The sequence below is a fragment of the Caballeronia sp. LZ035 genome, assembly GCF_031451175.1.
Lineage (GTDB): Bacteria > Pseudomonadota > Gammaproteobacteria > Burkholderiales > Burkholderiaceae > Caballeronia.
Map to the genome: position 1 here is coordinate 2,138,469 of NZ_JARUXS010000001.1, position 16,911 is coordinate 2,155,379.

General features: G+C 65.6%; 16 protein-coding genes and 1 other RNA gene. 1 reads left to right on the plus strand and 16 read right to left on the minus strand.

The window, feature by feature from the left end; all coding sequences use genetic code 11:
* Positions 1–40 precede the first annotated feature (40 nt).
* The 6 genes from rlmD to surE all read right to left on the minus strand — a co-directional run bounded on the left by rlmD (position 41) and on the right by surE (position 6,239).
* Complete coding sequence (rlmD, locus tag QCE88_RS10075) at positions 41–1,366, minus strand: 23S rRNA (uracil(1939)-C(5))-methyltransferase RlmD (RefSeq protein ID WP_309903495.1); 1,326 nt, start codon at positions 1,364–1,366, stop codon at positions 41–43.
* A 150-nt stretch (positions 1,367–1,516) separates the two neighbouring features.
* Positions 1,517–2,293 (minus strand): 3'-5' exonuclease, encoded by a 777-nt coding sequence (locus tag QCE88_RS10080; RefSeq protein ID WP_309901471.1) that lies wholly within the window; start codon positions 2,291–2,293, stop codon positions 1,517–1,519.
* Between the two features lie 42 nt (positions 2,294–2,335).
* Positions 2,336–3,451, minus strand: coding sequence for an RNA polymerase sigma factor RpoS (gene rpoS / locus QCE88_RS10085; RefSeq protein ID WP_309901473.1), 1,116 nt, complete (start codon positions 3,449–3,451; stop codon positions 2,336–2,338).
* Positions 3,452–3,463: 12 nt separating this feature from the next.
* Positions 3,464–4,438 (minus strand): peptidoglycan DD-metalloendopeptidase family protein, encoded by a 975-nt coding sequence (locus QCE88_RS10090; protein WP_309903497.1) that lies wholly within the window; start codon positions 4,436–4,438, stop codon positions 3,464–3,466.
* Positions 4,439–4,443: 5 nt separating this feature from the next.
* Positions 4,444–5,511, minus strand: a complete 1,068-nt coding sequence (locus QCE88_RS10095) for a protein-L-isoaspartate(D-aspartate) O-methyltransferase (protein ID WP_309901475.1) — start codon at positions 5,509–5,511, stop codon at positions 4,444–4,446.
* Complete coding sequence (surE, locus tag QCE88_RS10100; protein ID WP_309901477.1) at positions 5,481–6,239, minus strand: 5'/3'-nucleotidase SurE; 759 nt, start codon at positions 6,237–6,239, stop codon at positions 5,481–5,483. The genes QCE88_RS10095 and surE overlap by 31 nt, the downstream gene beginning before the upstream one ends.
* A 102-nt stretch (positions 6,240–6,341) precedes the next feature.
* On the opposite strand from surE, the gene QCE88_RS10105 reads away from it, so the two are divergent.
* Entirely contained in the window at positions 6,342–7,316 is a 975-nt protein-coding gene (locus tag QCE88_RS10105; protein WP_309901479.1) for an NADPH:quinone oxidoreductase family protein, read from the plus strand.
* Positions 7,317–7,325: 9 nt separating this feature from the next.
* Here QCE88_RS10105 and QCE88_RS10110 read toward each other — a convergent pair whose 3' ends face one another.
* The 10 genes from QCE88_RS10110 to ffs all read right to left on the minus strand — a co-directional run bounded on the left by QCE88_RS10110 (position 7,326) and on the right by ffs (position 16,866).
* Positions 7,326–8,297 (minus strand): glycosyltransferase family 9 protein, encoded by a 972-nt coding sequence (locus tag QCE88_RS10110; RefSeq protein WP_309901482.1) that lies wholly within the window; start codon positions 8,295–8,297, stop codon positions 7,326–7,328.
* Positions 8,298–8,575: 278 nt separating this feature from the next.
* Positions 8,576–9,400: an ABC transporter permease gene (locus QCE88_RS10115; RefSeq protein WP_309832441.1), complete on the minus strand. Its 825-nt coding sequence runs from the start codon at positions 9,398–9,400 to the stop codon at positions 8,576–8,578.
* 12 nt (positions 9,401–9,412) lie between these two features.
* Positions 9,413–10,243 carry an ABC transporter ATP-binding protein gene (locus QCE88_RS10120; RefSeq protein ID WP_309901484.1) on the minus strand — a complete coding sequence of 277 codons (831 nt, stop codon included), beginning with the start codon at positions 10,241–10,243 and terminating at the stop codon, positions 9,413–9,415.
* Between the two features lie 3 nt (positions 10,244–10,246).
* Complete coding sequence (locus tag QCE88_RS10125) at positions 10,247–11,284, minus strand: ABC transporter substrate-binding protein (RefSeq protein ID WP_309901486.1); 1,038 nt, start codon at positions 11,282–11,284, stop codon at positions 10,247–10,249.
* Positions 11,285–11,345: 61 nt separating this feature from the next.
* On the minus strand, positions 11,346–12,551 hold the full coding sequence (locus QCE88_RS10130) for a CaiB/BaiF CoA-transferase family protein (protein ID WP_309901487.1): 1,206 nt from the start codon (positions 12,549–12,551) through the stop codon (positions 11,346–11,348).
* 32 nt (positions 12,552–12,583) lie between these two features.
* Entirely contained in the window at positions 12,584–12,808 is a 225-nt protein-coding gene (locus QCE88_RS10135) for a DUF1653 domain-containing protein (protein ID WP_309808513.1), read from the minus strand.
* A 13-nt stretch (positions 12,809–12,821) separates the two neighbouring features.
* Positions 12,822–13,418, minus strand: a complete 597-nt coding sequence (recR, locus tag QCE88_RS10140; protein WP_309901489.1) for a recombination mediator RecR — start codon at positions 13,416–13,418, stop codon at positions 12,822–12,824.
* Between the two features lie 49 nt (positions 13,419–13,467).
* Positions 13,468–13,794, minus strand: a complete 327-nt coding sequence (locus QCE88_RS10145) for a YbaB/EbfC family nucleoid-associated protein (protein WP_014191628.1) — start codon at positions 13,792–13,794, stop codon at positions 13,468–13,470.
* A 90-nt stretch (positions 13,795–13,884) separates the two neighbouring features.
* Positions 13,885–16,608, minus strand: a complete 2,724-nt coding sequence (gene dnaX, locus QCE88_RS10150; protein WP_309901491.1) for a DNA polymerase III subunit gamma/tau — start codon at positions 16,606–16,608, stop codon at positions 13,885–13,887.
* A 159-nt stretch (positions 16,609–16,767) separates the two neighbouring features.
* Positions 16,768–16,866: signal recognition particle sRNA small type (ffs, locus tag QCE88_RS10155), an RNA gene on the minus strand.
* Positions 16,867–16,911 lie beyond the last annotated feature (45 nt).

Below are 16,911 nucleotides of genomic sequence, written 5' to 3' on the forward strand. Positions count from 1 at the left end.
TTCGCAGGCCGTTTTTTTACGTCTGAGCAAATTGCTCGAATCAGTCCCGCTCGAACAACGCAATCGACTCGACGTGTGAGGTGTGCGGAAACATGTTGACCACGCCCGCGCCCTTCATCCGGTAGCCGGCTTCATGCACGAGCAGGCCGGCATCGCGCGCGAGGGTCGCCGGATTGCATGAGACATAGACAATGCGCTTGGGCAACGGGCCGTCGCCGCTCTGCGCGATGTCCGCCAGCGCCTTCGACACCGCGAGCGCACCTTCACGCGGCGGGTCAATCAGGAATTTGTCGAAGTGGCCGAGCGCGCGAAGATCGTCGGCGGTGACTTCGAACAGGTTGCGGCATGCGAACGACGTATGGCCATCGACGCCATTGGCCTTCGCGTTCTCGAGCGCGCGCGTGGTCAGCGCCTCGCTGCCTTCAATCCCCACCACTTCCCTCGACACCCGCGCCAGCGGCAGCGTGAAATTGCCGATGCCGCAGAACAGGTCGAGCACCCGGTCCGTGCGTTCCGGCGCGAGCAGCGACAACGCCCGCGCCACCAGCACGCGATTGATCTGGTGATTCACCTGCGTGAAATCGGTCGGCTTGAACGGCATGCGGATCGCGAACTCAGGCAGCGTGTACGCCAGTTCCTGATCGAGCGGATAGAACGGCACCACCGTGTCCGGGCCTTTCGGCTGGAGCCACCACTGCACGCCGTGCTCGTCGGCGAAGGTGCGCAGCAGCGCTTCGTCGGCTTCGGTCAGCGGTTCGAGAATACGCAGCACCAGCGCCGTCACTTCCGTACCCACGGCCAATTCGATCTGCGGCATGCGATCGCGGATCGACAGCGACGCCACCAGGTGACGCAACGGCACGAGCATCGCGGAGACGTGCGGCGGGAGCACTTCGCAGCTCGTCATGTCGGCGACGTAACTGCTTTTGCGCTCATGAAACCCGACCAGCACGCCGCCCTTCTTCTCGACGTGCCGCACCGTCAGCCGCGCGCGATAGCGATAGCCCCACGACGGTCCGTGGATCGGCCGGAACATGGTTTCCGCGCGCAGTTTCGACAGATGGTCGAGATTGTCCTCGAGCACGCGCTGCTTGACGGCGATCTGCGCACGCACATCGAGATGCTGCATCGAGCAGCCGCCGCAGATGCCGAAGAACGCGCATTTCGGCCGGGTGCGGATCACGCTTTCGCGCAACACCTTGACCACCTGCGCCTGCTCGAAGCTGGGCTTCTTGCGGTAGCTCGAATAGCTCACCCGTTCGCCCGGCAGTGCGCCTTCGACGAAGATCACCTTGCCCGGCTCGCCGTCCTCGTTCAAGGTGCGGCCGACGCCGCGCGCTTCCGCGTCGAGCGAAACGATTTCGATCTCGGGCGCGACGAAGTTCGGATCGGGGGTGACGGATTTCGCCGGCGCGGCGCGGCGGCGATGCGAAGTTTTTCGAGCGGTTTCAGACACCTGCGTACTTCCTGACTGAACGAGTGAGCAAAGGCAGGATTGTAGACGAACGCCGCGCGCTCACTTCGCAAACGCCGCCAGATATTCCTGCCAGTGCGGCGAAGTCTCCTTCGCGAGCGCGGTTTTCACCAGGCCGATTTCGTCCGCATACTCATCCGCCGTCAGGCCGCCGCGCATCATCTGGAACCGGCAATACATCAGGTAGGTATTGACGACGTCAGTCTCGCAGTAGTTGCGGATTTCCTCGATCTGCCCGTCGCAGTACGCATCCCACACCTTGCCGCCGTCCATGCCGAGCTTGCCGGGGAAACCGCACAGCTTCGCGAGGGCATCGAGCGGCGCGTTGGCGCGCGCCTGATACATCGCGAGCACGTCCATCAGGTCGGTGTGCCGTGTGTGATAGCGGCTGAGGTAGTTGTTGAACTTGAATTCGCGATCGTCCTGACCCTGGTCCCAATAGCGCGACGCCGCGATGCCATTCACCAGCGACCGGTAATGGAGCACCGGAAGGTCGAAGCCGCCGCCGTTCCACGACACGAGCTGCGGCGTGTACTTCTCGATCACGCGGTAGAACGACTGGATCAGCGCGGCCTCGCCGTCGTCGGTCGTGCCGAGCGAGCGCACGCGAAAGCCGTGATCGTCGCGAAACACGCAGGAGATGGCGGCCACGCGCTGCAAATGATGCGGCAGGAAGTCATTGCCGACGCGCTCGCGACGCGCTTCGAACGCATGTTCGGCGACTTCGCGGTCGGACAGGTCTTCGGGCAGGTCTTCGAGGCGGCGAATGCCGTCGACATCAGGGATCGTCTCGATGTCGAATACGAGAATCGGTGTCATTGAATCCTGGAACGCGGCGCCCCACGGACGCCGCCTTGAGCGTTAAAGCACGGCGTCCTTGCGAACGCCGTTGGAAGCGAAAAAGCGCTTGAGCCGCACGAGCGCCTCTTGCTGGATCTGGCGCACGCGTTCGCGCGTCAGTCCCATTTCGTCGGCGAGCTCTTCGAGCGTCGCGGGCTCGATATGGTTCAGCCCGAAGCGCCTTTCTATCACATGACGGTGCTTGTCGGACAGCCGCGACAGCCACAGGCGCGTCAGCGATTCGAGTTCGCGATGCTGCACTTCGGCGTCGGGCGACTGGCTCTGGTCGTCCGACAGCAAGTCCAGCAGGCTGCTGCCCGGATCGAGGTCGAGCGGCGCGTCGAGCGACGCGGTGTGTTCGTTGAGCGCGAGGATATCGGTGACTTCCTCGGGCGTCTTGCCGGTGAGGTAGGCGATGTCGTCGATGCTCGCGTCGCGGCGTTCCGGCGCGACGGCCTGGTTCGAATTAGCCGAATTTCTTTCGAGATGGCGTTTCGCGCGCAATACCTGATTGAGTTCGCGAATGACGTGCACCGGCAGACGCACCGTGCGCGCCTGATTCATGATCGCACGTTCGATACTCTGGCGAATCCACCAGGTGGCATAGGTCGAAAAGCGAAAACCGCGCGTCGGGTCGAATTTCTCGATGGCGTGCATCAAGCCGAGATTGCCTTCCTCGATCAGGTCGAGGAGCGGTACGCCCCGATTCAGATAACCCTTTGCGATGCTCACGACGAGCCGCAGATTGCGCTCGATCATCACCTGTCGCGCGTCGAATTCACCGGCCTTGGCGAGACGCGAATAGCGCTGCTCTTCTTCCACGGTGAGCAACGGCTTGACGCTGATTCGATTCAGATAATGCTGAATGGTGTCGGCCGTGAGTTCGGCCTGCATGAGCGAGCGGAAGTCGTCGGGGTCGGGCGCGGAATCGTTTGCGCGTTCGGCCGTTTCTTCTCCGCGTTTGCCCCGGCCCGATGTTCCTTCCTCGGAATCGGAGTCGGAATCTGAGTCGACTTCGACGTCGACATTCTCGGCGTCGTCGTCAGTATTCGAAGCACCGTCTTCCACCGACACTTGCAAAGGTCGGCTGATCGTCTCAGTCTCGGCTTGCGGCAGGCGGCGCTTCGTTTTTGGCATGATGATTTCGCTCTATTGCGGCGGCAAATACTTCAGTGGGTCAACAGGTTTACCCTGCCGGCGAACTTCGAAATGCAACATCACACGGTCCGAATCGCTGTTCCCCATCTCAGCGATTTTCTGCCCTTTAGTGACCGCGTCTCCCTCTTTTACCATCAAAGCGCGGTTATGTGCATACGCGGTGAGAAAAGTTGCATCGTGCTTGATGATAATGAGATTGCCGTAGCCGCGCAGCCCATTTCCGGAATACACCACCCGGCCATCCGCCGACGCATTGACCGGGTCACCCGCCGCACCGCCGATGTTCAAGCCCTTGTTGCTTGCCTCGCTGAACGTGTTGAGGATCGGCCCGCGCGCCGGCCAGATGAAGGCCGGCTGACCTGCCGGCGCGGTCGCGCCCGCATCGGCGCCCGGAACGCCCGGCGTCGACGCAGCACCTGCCAGCGCACCCGCGGCCGTACCTGCTGCTGCTCCCGGCGCTGCGCCCATGCCCGAGTTCGGACCGTAGTACGGCGGCTGCGCCGTGGCACCCGGCTGGGGCGTCGCGGCGTAGCCGTTGGCGCCGTTGAGCGGCTGGGCCTGCACCCCGCCGCCGGTGATCGGCGCCGTCGATACGCCCGGCGTCGCGGCGGCGAGATTCGCGCCCGGCGGCGCCACGCGGACCAACTGGCCAACTTCGATCTGGTTCGGGTTGGTCAGGTTGTTCCACGTCGCGATGTCGTGATAATTCTGACCGTTTTCGAGTGCGATCCGATATAGGGTGTCGCCCGGCTTCACACGGTAGAAGCCCGGCGGCGGCGGACCGTTGTCCGGCGTCTGCGCCGCCATCGTGCCGAGGGGCGCGCCCGTCCTGTCGACGACCGGCGCCATGTCCATGCGCGTCGAACACGCCGCCAGCACGGACAACGCCAGCACGCATACGCCGCGCTGCGCCGCGCTTACGTGTTGGTCTGCCGTTCCTTCTCGCAAAGCACGCAAGATACTCATCGGTGTCAAATCACTCCGGATTTTAAGGGTACAAAGAAAACGCGATCGAGCTGCTCTTCCCGCCATTGCGTGGGCGAGACGCGGGTGACGAGCGTCAGCACCTGCGACTGCGCGGCCTGCGATCCGACCGGCGCGACGAGCTTGCCGCCCACTGCCAGTTGATCGAGCAGCGCCTGGGGCACGTCGAGGCCCGCGCAGGCGATCACGATAGCGTCGAACGGCGCGGCGGCGGCGAGTCCCAGCCGGCCGTCGCCGTAGTGCAGCCGGATGTTCGGCACGCGCAGCGGCCGCAAATTGAGCTTGGCACGCTCGGACAGCGGACGCACGCGCTCGATCGAATACACCTCCGTCGCCACCTGCGACAGCACGGCCGCCTGATAGCCGCAGCCCGTGCCGATTTCCAGCACCTTGGTCAGGCTGCGTCCGGTCGCGACGAGTTCGATCATGCGCGCGACGACCGACGGCTTCGAAATAGTCTGGTGATGACCGATGGGCAGCGCGGCGTCTTCATACGCCTGCGCGGCGAGCCCGGGATCGACGAACATGTGGCGCGGCACCACCGCCATCGCGTTGAGCACGCGCGGGTCGGTCACGCCGTTCGCGCGCAGCCGTTCGACCATGCGCGCCCGCACCCGTTCCGACGTGAGCGTCTGCGTGCCGGACAGCGCGACATTGGGCGCGCCTTTCTTGGTGCCCGGCGAGGCGGCGTTCAGATCACGTCCGGCTGCACGCGGCGTGTGTGCGGCATGATGGGTGTGCGCGGCCGGATGGGTCTTCGACGTGCTCCGCCCTGCGCCCGTTGCAGACTGCGCAGCGCCACGCGCAGGAAACACCGACGTGGCCGGTTTCGCGGACGCCGCTGCCGTCGCGGGGTTTTTCATGGTCGCGTTCGGCGTGCGCGCGGGCACCGGCTTCGGCTGCGCGGCAGGCTTGAGCGTGGCGGCGGGTTTCGCGCGCGCATCGGCGGCGCGGCTCGCGGGCTTGCGCGGCTCGCGAACCAGATCCGCGAGCGCCAGCGGAAAGCGCTTGGCGCGCTCGTCGCTCATGTGCGGCCGCTCCCGGCACGCGCCCATTCGCGCGTCTCGGCCAGGAGTTTCGTATGCGTGAGGTCCAGTTGCAGCGGCGTGATGGACACGAAGCCGTTCGCCACCGCGTGGAAATCGGTGCCTTCGGTGGCATCGAGCGCGTCGCCCGACGGACCGATCCAGTAGATCGGATTGCCGCGCGGATCCGCCTGGCGGATGACCGGTTGCGACGGATGGCGCTTGCCGAGCCGCGTGACCTTCCACTCGCCGAGCTGGTCGTACGGCAGGCTCGGAATGTTCACGTTGAGCAGCGGATGGCCGGGCATCGGATGTTCGAGAAAATGCGCGACGATCTCCGCCGCCACGCGCGCCGCATCTTCGAGATGCAGCCAGTCGCGGCCGACCAGCGAGAACGCAATGGCCGGAATGCCGAACATGAAGCCTTCGGTGGCGGCGGCGACCGTGCCGGAATACAGCGTGTCCTCGCCGACGTTCTGCCCGTTGTTGATGCCCGACACCACGAGATCCGGCTGCTGCTCGAGCATGCCGGTCAGCGCGATATGCACTGAATCCGTGGGCGTGCCGTTGACGAAATTGAAACCGTTGGGCGCCTGATGGATGCTCAGGGGCCGCGACAGCGTCAGCGAGTTGGACGAGCCGCTGCAGTTCTGCTCCGGCGCCATCACGGTGACTTCGCCGAGCGGCTGCAACACGTCGTGCAGCACATTGATGCCGCGCGCCAGATAACCGTCGTCGTTGCTGAGTAGGATTCGCATCCGGCGATTGTAACCGAGGAACCCTGACGCGACGACGCCCTCCAGACTCGCTTCGGGCGCCGTCCCTGCCCTACACTGAAGCCTCTTCAACGAGGAGATGCCATGCGCGCCGTACGCTGCAACGAACACGGATTGCCCGCCACGCTCGCCATCGAGACGCTGCCTGACCTGCATCCGGAAGCGGGCGAACTCGTCATCGACGTGAAAGCCGCCAGCGTGAATTTCCCCGACGTGCTCGTCATCCAGAACAAGTACCAGTTCAAGCCGCCGCTGCCGTTCACGCCGGGCGCCGAGTTCGCGGGCGTCGTGCGTGAAGTGGGCGCCGGCGTCAGCGGTTTTGCGCCGGGCATGCGGGTGGCCGCCTATGCGGCGCACGGCGCGTTCGCCGAACAGGCGCGCGTCAACGCAACGGACGTGATCGCGCTTCCCGACACGCTCGAATTCTCCGCCGCCGCCGCGTTCATGCTCGCCTATGGCACGTCGTATCACGCGCTGGTCGATCGCGGCGCCTTGCAGGCCGGCGACACGCTGCTCGTGCTCGGCGCGGCGGGCGGCGTCGGGCTCGCCGCGATCCAGATCGGCAAGCTGGTCGGCGCGCGCGTGATCGCGGCGGCGTCGAGCGCGGAGAAGCTCGCGTTCTGCCGCGAGCACGGCGCCGACGATGTCATCGACTACGCTCATGAAGACTTGCGCGAACGCATCAAGACACTCACCGGCGGCAACGGTCCCGATGTGATCTTCGACCCCGTCGGCGGCGCGTATGCCGAACCGGCGTTTCGCAGCATCGGCTGGCGCGGGCGCTATCTCGTGGTGGGCTTCGCGAACGGCGAGATTCCGAAGCTGCCGCTCAACCTGGCACTGTTGAAGGGCGCGAGCGTGGTCGGCGTGTTCTGGGGGCATCACATGAAGCGCGAGCACGCGCTCGCCGAACAGGAATTCGCCGCGCTGATCGAGTGGATCAAGGCGGGCACACTGCGTCCGGTCATCACGAGGCGCTACACGCTCGACCAGACACCGCAGGCGCTCGACGACATGATGAACCGTCGCGTGACGGGGAAGATCGTGATCGAGATGTGAAGCCGCGCGCTACGCGTCGGGAAGGATGCGCGCGTGGGCGCGGTCGACGTCACGCCGCATATAAAGCGGGTAATCGGCGGGACGCATCTGGGCGCCCTGAAGATCGCTGAACGCCGACATCACGCGATGCACCGTCAGCAACTGTTTCCACAACCGTTCCTTCAAGGCCGCGAACGGCACCACCGACGGCGGCAGCACCACCGCGCCCGGTCCCCAGCCGGGCCGCCAGGAGCGCGCGAGTCCGCGCCGCATGAACAACGTGAGCGTAGGCACGCCGATGGCCGACGCCAGATGCCCGAGCCCGGAGTCGTTGCCGATGAACCAGCCCGATTCGGCGATCCACGTGGCGACATCGCCCAGGCGCGTGAGCGCGTTGAGTTCGTGGCCTTCGCGCGGAAGGTCGTCCCAGCCGGCGAGTTCGGCGGGCGCGACCAGGAAGCTCGGCAACAACTGACGGCGTGTCAGCGCACGGGACAACGCCAGGAATTTATGACGCGCCCACATCTTTTCGGGATGACTGCCGGTGGGATGGATGACCACCCGGTGCGCGACCCTTCCGCGCACGACGCCGGGCGGCACGACGAGCCCGTTGGACCGCGTGACGTCGCGCAGATGCAGCACGTTGACGCCGATATCGACCACACGGTCCACCATGTGCTTCGAGCCGCCGTACTCGGGCAACGCCGACAGACAGAGCGTGCGCCCGGTGCGGCTCAGCGCGGGACCGAAACGGGTGGGCCGTAGCTCGATGACGGTATCGAATGCGCCGCGATGATCGGCGAAACCTGCGTCCGCATGCACCCCGGTCCGTCCGACTTTCACGTGGGGCAGCCAGTCCGCGAGTTGCTCCGCCACCCAGCCGAACACCACCGGACGATAGCCATTGCGGACGAGATTATTGACGAGGACGAGCCCGATCAGGCTGTCTCCGATCGGCTGTGGCAAGGCCACGGCAACCGTGGTGTCGACTTGCAATCTCATGCTGGACGGGCGCAAACGCGTGAGTGAACCCCGCGCCGCCAGCGGATGGCACCTGCGGTCAGGACGACGGCAGGCGTGGGGTCGCTTCATGGCGCGGTAAGTGAGCCGAACCTTGCAGCGATGCACCGGATGTATGCAGCCGCGCCGCCGATTCAGTCTTCTCTAACGACCATAACCGAACTGCGCCAGACCAACTGACATGTTTTGTCGCGCCCGTCGGCAGAAAGGGCGACCGCGGCAACATCGCGGCCGCTATCTGACCATGTCTGTGTGACAGCCTAGAGTTTCTCCGTGTCGCCGCTCTTCGGCTGCCACTTCATGAGGCGCCGCTCGGCCAGCGCGACGAGGCCGTCGAGCACGAGCGCGAAGGCCGTCAGCACGAGAATGCCGGCGAACACCGTGTTGATGTCGAACGTGCCTTCGGCCTGCAGGATCAGATAGCCGACGCCGCGCGCCGAGCCGAGATACTCGCCGACCACCGAGCCGACGAACGCGAGCCCGACCGACGTATGCAGGCTGGAGAACACCCAGCTCGTCGCGCTCGGCAGATAGACGTGCCGCAACAGCTGCTTGCGATTGGCGCCGAGCATGCGGGCGTTGGCGAGCACGACCGGGCTCACTTCCTTCACGCCCTGATAGACGTTGAAGAACACGATGAAGAACACCAGCGTGACGCCGAGCGCCACCTTCGACCAGATGCCCAAGCCGAACCACACCGCGAAGATGGGCGCGAGAATCACGCGCGGCATCGAATTGGCGGCCTTGATGTAGGGATCGAGGAGCGCGCTGGTCAAGGGCGCGAGCGCGAGCCACAAGCCGACGCCAAGACCGGACACGGTGCCGATCACGAAGGCCAGCACGGTCTCGATCAGCGTCACCCACAGATGGACATAGATTTCGCCGCTGGTGAACCACTCCCAGATGCGCACCAGCACCTTCTGCGGCTCGCCGAAGAAGAACGCGGCCTTGGAGCCGTCGTCGAAATAGAAAGGCGGCAGGAGCGTCGGGCTCGTCAGCACGTACCAGAGCACGAAGCAGGCGAGCAGCAACAGCCATTGCCACACGATGAGATTCCCGCGATTCGGGCGCAGCTTGTTCCACATGATCGTTTGGTCTTATTCGGCGGCGGCGGGCTTCAGCTGCTGCTGGTAGCCCTTCAACACTTCCTCGCGCAGCACGCCCCAGATTTGCGCGTGCAGTTCGACGAAGCGCGGATGCGAGCGGATCTCGGCGACATCGCGCGGACGCGGCAGGTCGATCCTGAACTCGCCGATCGGATGCGTGCCCGGCCCCGCCGCCAGCACGACAACGCGGTCCGACATCGAGATCGCTTCGTCCAGGTCGTGCGTGATGAAGAGCACGGCCTTGCGCTTGGCGGCCCACAGGTCGAGCAGCTCGTTCTCCATCAGCTGGCGCGTCTGGATGTCCAGCGCGGAGAACGGCTCGTCCATCAGGATGATGTCGGGATCGAGGATCAGCGTCTGCGCCATCGCGACACGCTTGCGCATGCCGCCCGACAGCTGATGCGGATAACGATCGCCGAAACCGCCCAGGCCCACGCGCTTGAGCCATTCCTCGCCGCGCGCGTCGGCATCGCGCTTCGACATGCCGCGGAACACGAGGCCCGCCGTCACGTTGTCGAGCGCGGAGCGCCACGGCATCAGGCCGTCGGCCTGGAACATGTAGCCCGCGCGCCGGTTGATGCCGTCGAGCGGCTCGCCGAACACCTTCACGGCGCCCGACGAAGGCGCGAGCAGTCCCGCCGACACGTTCAGCAAGGTCGACTTGCCGCAGCCGGTCGGCCCGACGACGGAAACGAATTCGCCCGGCGCGATCGCGAGGGTGGTATCGCGGACCGCCGTATAGCGGTCCGTGCGGCTCGCGCGCGAGACGAACGTGCAGGTGACGTCGGCCAGTTCGAGCGCAGGAGTGGAAGACGAGGACATCGGTCAGGCCTTGACGTTGGCGAGCGCCTTCTTGACGAAGTCGTTGGTCCAGGTCTTCGAGAGATCGATCGGCTTGCCCTTCACGGTTTCGTCGAAGGCCTGCAAGGTCTTGAGCGAGGTTGCGGGGCCGTCGGCGGGCATCAGGCCGTCCGGCGAGAGCGCTTCCTTCACGTGCTGCCAGGAATCGAGATAGAGCGCGCGATCGCCGAGCAGATAGCTTTCCGGCACCGCCGCGATCAGGTCCTTGCCCGATGCGCTCTGCAGCCACTTGAGCGCGCGCACCATCGCGTTGGTCAAGGCCTGCGTGGTGTTCGGATTCTTCGTGATGAAGCTCTGCGATGCATACAGGCAGCCGGCCGGCATGTTGCCGCCGAACACCTTGACCGTGTCCGCGAGCGTGCGCGTGTCGGAGACGATGCGGATCTCGCCCGCGCGCTCGAGCTTGGTCATGACCGGATCGAGATTGGCGATGGCGTCGATCTGCCCCGACTCCAGCGCGGCAATCGCACCCGCGCCCGCGCCGACGCCGATGAACGCGACATCCGATGCCTTGAGGCCGGCCTGCGCGAGCACGAAGCTCGCCATGATCGACGTGGACGAACCCGGCGCCGTCACGCCGATCTTCTTGCCCTTCAGGTCCGCGACCGACTTGTAGTTCGGCATCGTCTTCTTCGAGACGGCGAGCACGATCTGCGGCGCGCGCCCTTGCAGCACGAATTCGCGGAAATACTGGTTCTTGGCCTGCAACAACAGCGTGTGTTCGAACGCGCCGGACACGACGTCCGCGCTGCCGCCGACTGCGGCCTGCAAGGCCTTGGCGCCGCCGGCGAAGTCGGAGATTTCGACGTCGAGCCCTTCGTCCTTGAAGTAGTTGCGGCGCTCGGCGATGGTGAGCGGCAGGTAGTAGAACAGGTTCTTGCCGCCGACGGCGATGGACACCTTGCTCTGTTCGAGCTTGGCCTGGGCGAAGGCGAGCGGCATGTTCGAGAGTGCGCCACCCGCGAGCACGGCGCCGCTCGCGAGGAAGGTTCTGCGTTTCATCGTTCTAGTCTCCTGGACTTTGTTGTTGTCTCTCGCGCGTGAGCACGCGTTCAGGCCGGGTTCAGATTACCCTAGCCGCGCGCAGCCGCGCAATATCGTCGGCATGATACCCGAGCGTCTGTAGGACTTCATCCGTATGTTCGCCGAGCTGCGGTCCGAGCCAGCGGGTCTCGCCCGGCGTCTCGGAAAGCTTCGGCGTGACGTTCGGCAGCGTGATCTCGTGGCCGTCCTGCCACGGAAAGCGTTGCAGCATCTGACGCGCGATAAATTGCGGATCGGTGAACATGTCGGCCACACTGTAGATGCGCCCCGCCGGCACCTCGGCCGCGTTGAGCACAGCGAGCGCCTCGTCGATGCTGCGCGTCGAAAGCCATGCGGCAATCGCCGCATCGATTTCCTGCGTGCGCGGCACGCGTCCGTCGTTCGACGCGAGCGTGGGATCGTCGGCGAGATCGGCGCGCTCGATGGCGTTCATCAGCCGCTTGAAGATCGGGTCGCTGTTGCCGCCGATCACCACGCTGCCGTCGCGGCACGGATACGTATTCGACGGCACGATGCCCGGCAGCGACGCGCCGGTGCGCTCGCGCACCATGCCGTACACACCGTATTCGGGCACCACGCTTTCCATCATGTTGAAGACGGCCTCGTACAGCGCGACATCGACCACCTGTCCCTTGCCGCCGTTCACCTGCTTGTGATGCAGCGCCATCAGCGCGCCGATCACGCCGTGCAGCGCCGCGATGGAATCGCCGATCGAAATACCGATGCGCGGCGGCGGCAGATCCGGATAGCCGGTGATGTGGCGCAGGCCACCCATCGATTCCGCGATTGCGCCGAAGCCGGGCCGGTCGCGATACGGACCGGTCTGGCCATAACCCGAGAGCCGCACCATCACGAGTCCGGGATTCTCGGCCGAGAGCGTCTCGTAGCCGAGCCCGAGTTTCTCCAGCAGGCCGGGGCGAAAGTTCTCGATGACGACGTCGGCTTCCTTCGCGAGCCGCCGCACGATCTCCTTGCCCTCCTCGGCCTTGAGATTCACCGTCACGGATTTCTTGTTGCGCGCCTGCACCGCCCACCACAGCGACGTGCCGCCGACTTCCGGATAAAGCTTGCGCCATTTGCGCAAGGGATCGCCGCCGTTCGGGTCTTCGATCTTGATGACCTCGGCGCCGAACTCGCCCATGAAGCGCGCGGCGAACGGGCCGGCGATCAGCGTGCCGAGTTCCAGCACTTTGACGCCGGCAAGCGGTCCGGACGTGGTGCTCATGACGTGTCTCCTTGGGATTTTTTTGTGCAGGCTCAGAGCGGCATGTCGAGCGGCTTGAAGCGCGGGGTGCCGTCGGCGAGGGTTTCGTTGAACATCGCCGCGGGGCGCACCCACAGGCCGCGTTCGTGCGGCCACAGATGTTCGTAGACGATCATCGCTTCCTCGGTTTCCGAGTGCCGCGCGACGCCGATCACGCGATACAGCCCGCCCTTGTAATGACGATGGGTGGCGAGCGCGAGGGCTTCGGTTTCAGTCATCGGATCAGGTCCTTCATACGGAGCGCCGATCGAGCATCGCACGCGCGATGGTGCCCGCATCGACATATTCGAGTTCGCCGCCCACCGGCACGCCGCGCGCGAGACGCGTCACCTTCAGGCCGCGCGCCTTGAGCGTCTGCGCAAGATAGTGCGCGGTGGCCTCGCCTTCGTTCGTGAAGTTGGTCGCGAGCACGACTTCCTGCACGATGCCGTCGAGCGCGCGGCTAATCAGGCGTTCAAAATGGATTTCCTTCGGTCCGATGCCGTCGAGCGGACTCAGCCGGCCCATCAGCACGAAATACAGCCCCTTATACGTGAGGGTCTGCTCGAGCATGATCTGGTCGGCGGGCGTTTCGACCACGCACAGGAACGTGGGGTCGCGCTCTTCGTCGCTGCAGACTTCGCAGATCTCGGCTTCGGTGAAGGTGTTGCACTGCGCGCAGTGCTTGAGATGCTCGGTCGCGAACAACAACGACGCGCCGAGTTTCTCGGCGCCGGCGCGGTCATGCTGCATCAGGTGATACGCCATGCGCTGCGCCGATTTCGGGCCGACGCCGGGCAGCGCGCGCAGCGCCTCGACCAGCGCCGCCAGGGCGGAAGGTTGTTTCATGTGTCCTCGTGACGCACCGGCCAGAGACGTCCGGCGCGCGGCGCGCGGTTCAGAACGGCAGCTTGAAGCCGGGCGGCATCGGCATGCCGGCCGTCATGCCGCTCATCTTTTCCTGCGTGGTGGCCTCGGCCTTGCGCACGGCGTCGTTGAACGCGGCGGCGACCAGGTCTTCGAGCATGTCCTTGTCGTCGGCGAGCAGGCTCGGGTCGATCGAGACGCGCTTGACGTCGTTCTTGCAGGTCATCGTCACCTTGACGAGACCGGCGCCCGACTGGCCCTCGACCTCGATCAGCGCGAGCTGGTCCTGCATCTTCTTCATGTTTTCCTGCATCTGCTGGGCCTGTTTCATCAGCCCGGCGAGTTGGTTCTTCATCATGGTTCGGCTCCTTACTGGAAAACGTGTGGCGGACGGGTGCGCGCGCGAACACGGCGCCCGGTATTCAATGCGGCTGCACGACGTGCTTCGTCAAGACGGATTCGCGCCCGTCGCGGCGATCGGCTTGATCGATCCCTGCACGATGCTCGCGCCGAAATCGCGGATCAGCGACTGCACGAACGGATCCTGCGTGATCTCCTGCTCGGCTTCCTGCTGGCGCCGGGCACGCGCGGCGGCATCGAGCGCGGCGGCGGTGCGGCGCGCGGGGCCGACGGTGACGTTGACTTCGAGCGCACGGCCGAGTTTCTCGGCGAGCGCGGCCTTGAGCTTCGCGACGTGCGCGGCGTCGGTGTACATCTGCACCGGCACCGCGAGCGTGAGCGACGAGGCGTCGCAGGCGGTGAGCTCGCTGTTGAACGCGAGCTGGTAAGCCACGCCCTTCAACGGGAGATCGACCGCAAGCGCAGCCCATTCGAGCGTCAGGCCGAGTGCGTCGAGCGGCACGGCGGGCGGCAACGGCGTTGTGTCGACCTTTGGTTGCGGCGTAGTCCGCGGGGACGGCTCGCTGCCGAAGTGCAGGTCGTCGGGACCACTGTCGAACGCGGGCACGAAACCGTCGTCGGGCGGCATGAAGTACTCGTCTTCCGAGCCCGGCGGCGGGTAGTCGTCGGACGGCATGTCTTCCCACGGCGGGACGACTTTCGACGTGCCGGCGGAAGCGGACTTGGCTTCAGGCTGCGGCGGTTGCTGTGGCTGCTCGGCTACCGCGACGGCTTCGCGGCGCGCGGCGGGAACCGGCACGGGCACGACGGGCTTGGGTGCTGCCTTCGGTGCGGGCTTCGCCGCAGCTTCCGCAGCGGCGGCCCCGCGCGTGCCGCGATCCGATGAAAGGCGCATGCCCGCGCTACGCAGCACTTCGAGCGCCGCGCTCGCACCGCCCGCCGCACGCGGGGTGGTGGGTTCGGCTCTGGATGCACGAGCCGCTGCGGGCGCCGCTTCCTCGATGGCTTGCCGGGCCGCTTCGGGCAGGGGCTTGTTGGCGACCGGTGCCGTTTCGGGCAGAGGGGTGTTTGTAACTGGCGCGGCTTCAGGCACAGGTTGGTTCGCGACTGGCGTCGATTCGGGCACGGGCTTGTTCGCGACTTGCACCGCTTCGGAATCAGGCTTGCTGGCGACCGGTACCGCTTCGAGTACGGGCTTGTTCGCGGCCGCCGCCTCGTGCGCAGGCTTGTTCGCAACTGGCACCGGTTCGAGCGAAGGCGTGTTAGCGACTTGCACCGCTTCGGGCGCAGGCTTGCTCGCGACTTGCACCGCTTCGGGCACGGGCTTGTTCGCGACCGGCGCCGCTTCAGGCGCAGGCTTGTTCGCGACTTGCACCGCTTCGGGCACGGGCTTGTTGGCGACCTGCACCGCTTCAGGCGCAGGCTTGTTCGCGACCAGCATCGCTTCAGGCACGGGCTTGTTCGCGACCGACGCCGCTTCACGTGCTTCGACAGCTGCCAGTTGGTCCGTAGGTGTATCGGCCGACGCGGCCGCCTCCGGCCGCTCACGCTCTCTGACAGGCGCAAGCGCCGCGGGCGCCACAGCCTTCGTCTCGACGGACCCCGTAGCCTTCAAAACCGGCGCCGGGCTGACCGCGCGCTCGGCCATCGCGCCGGCCAGCGCCGCGCCGCGAACCGGCCTGGCGGGCGCGGGCGCGCTCACCGCGACACCGCCGCCGCCGGGGCCTCCGGCGGGCTCGAACGCGAGCATGCGCAGCAGCGTCATCGTGAAGCCGGCGTATTCGTCCGGCGCGAGACCGAGTTCGCCGCGGCCTACGGTCGCAATCTGATAGAAGAGCTGCACCTGTTCGGCGGACAGCATCTCGGCGAAGCGGCGGATGTCGGCGGCTTCCGGCCATTCGTCCAGCACCGAGGACGGCGCGAACTGCGCCCACGCAACGCGATGCAGCAGGCTCGCGAGATCCTGCAGCGCGGTGGAGAAAGACAAGCTGCGCAGCGCCATTTCGTCGGCGATGTCGAGCACGAGCGCGCCATCACCAGCGGCGAGCGCGTCGAGCAGACGGATCAAATAGCTCTGATCCAGTGCGCCAAGCATGCCGCGCACGGCTTCCTCGGTGACCTGGTTGGCCGAATAGGCGATGGCCTGATCGGTCAGCGAGAGCGCATCGCGCATGCTGCCGTCCGCCGCGCGTGACAACAGCCGCAGTGCCTGCTGCTCGAAGGCGATGCCCTCTTCCTTGAGGATGTTCTCCAGATGTCCGACGATATGCCCGGCCGGCATCTGCTTCAGGTTGAACTGAAGACAGCGCGACAGCACGGTGACCGGAATCTTCTGCGGATCGGTGGTGGCGAGAATGAACTTGACGTGCGAAGGCGGCTCCTCCAGCGTCTTCAACATGGCGTTGAAGGCGTGATTGGTGAGCATGTGCACTTCGTCGATCATGTAGACCTTGAAGCGGGCATCGACGGGAGCGTACACGGCGCGTTCCAGCAGCGCCGCCATTTCATCGACGCCGCGATTGCTCGCTGCATCCATTTCCACATAGTCGACGAAGCGCCCTTCGTCGATTTCCCGGCACGCACGGCACACGCCGCACGGCTTCGAGGTCACACCGGTTTCGCAGTTGAGCGCCTTCGCGAAGATACGCGAGAGCGTCGTCTTGCCGACGCCGCGCGTGCCCGTGAAGAGATAGGCGTGATGCAGGCGGCCGCCGTCGAGCGCGTGCGTGAGCGCACGAACGACGTGCTCCTGGCCGACGAGCGACTCGAACGATTTCGGCCGCCATTTGCGTGCGAGAACTTGATAGGTCATGCGCGAAATTGTATCAGCAACGACCTGGCGCAACGCCCGTTCCGACAGGCCGCACACGGGCGCGAGCATGCTGTTTGCGGACGCGACGAAGCCGCTTCAGCAAGACCGAAAAAACGTGAGGGGGAGTACAACGAGAAACGAGAAGAAGATAAAGCGGAAGGTGACGAGCCTGACCCTCGGCACTGGTGGAAAGCGGCTGTGGCTGCTTCGTTCCCGACCTGACCAGGTTGACCACGCCACCATGCGAGGAGGCCCGTCACGACGAATTGTATCATGCAACGGCGAGCGCCCGGAAGGCTTGAC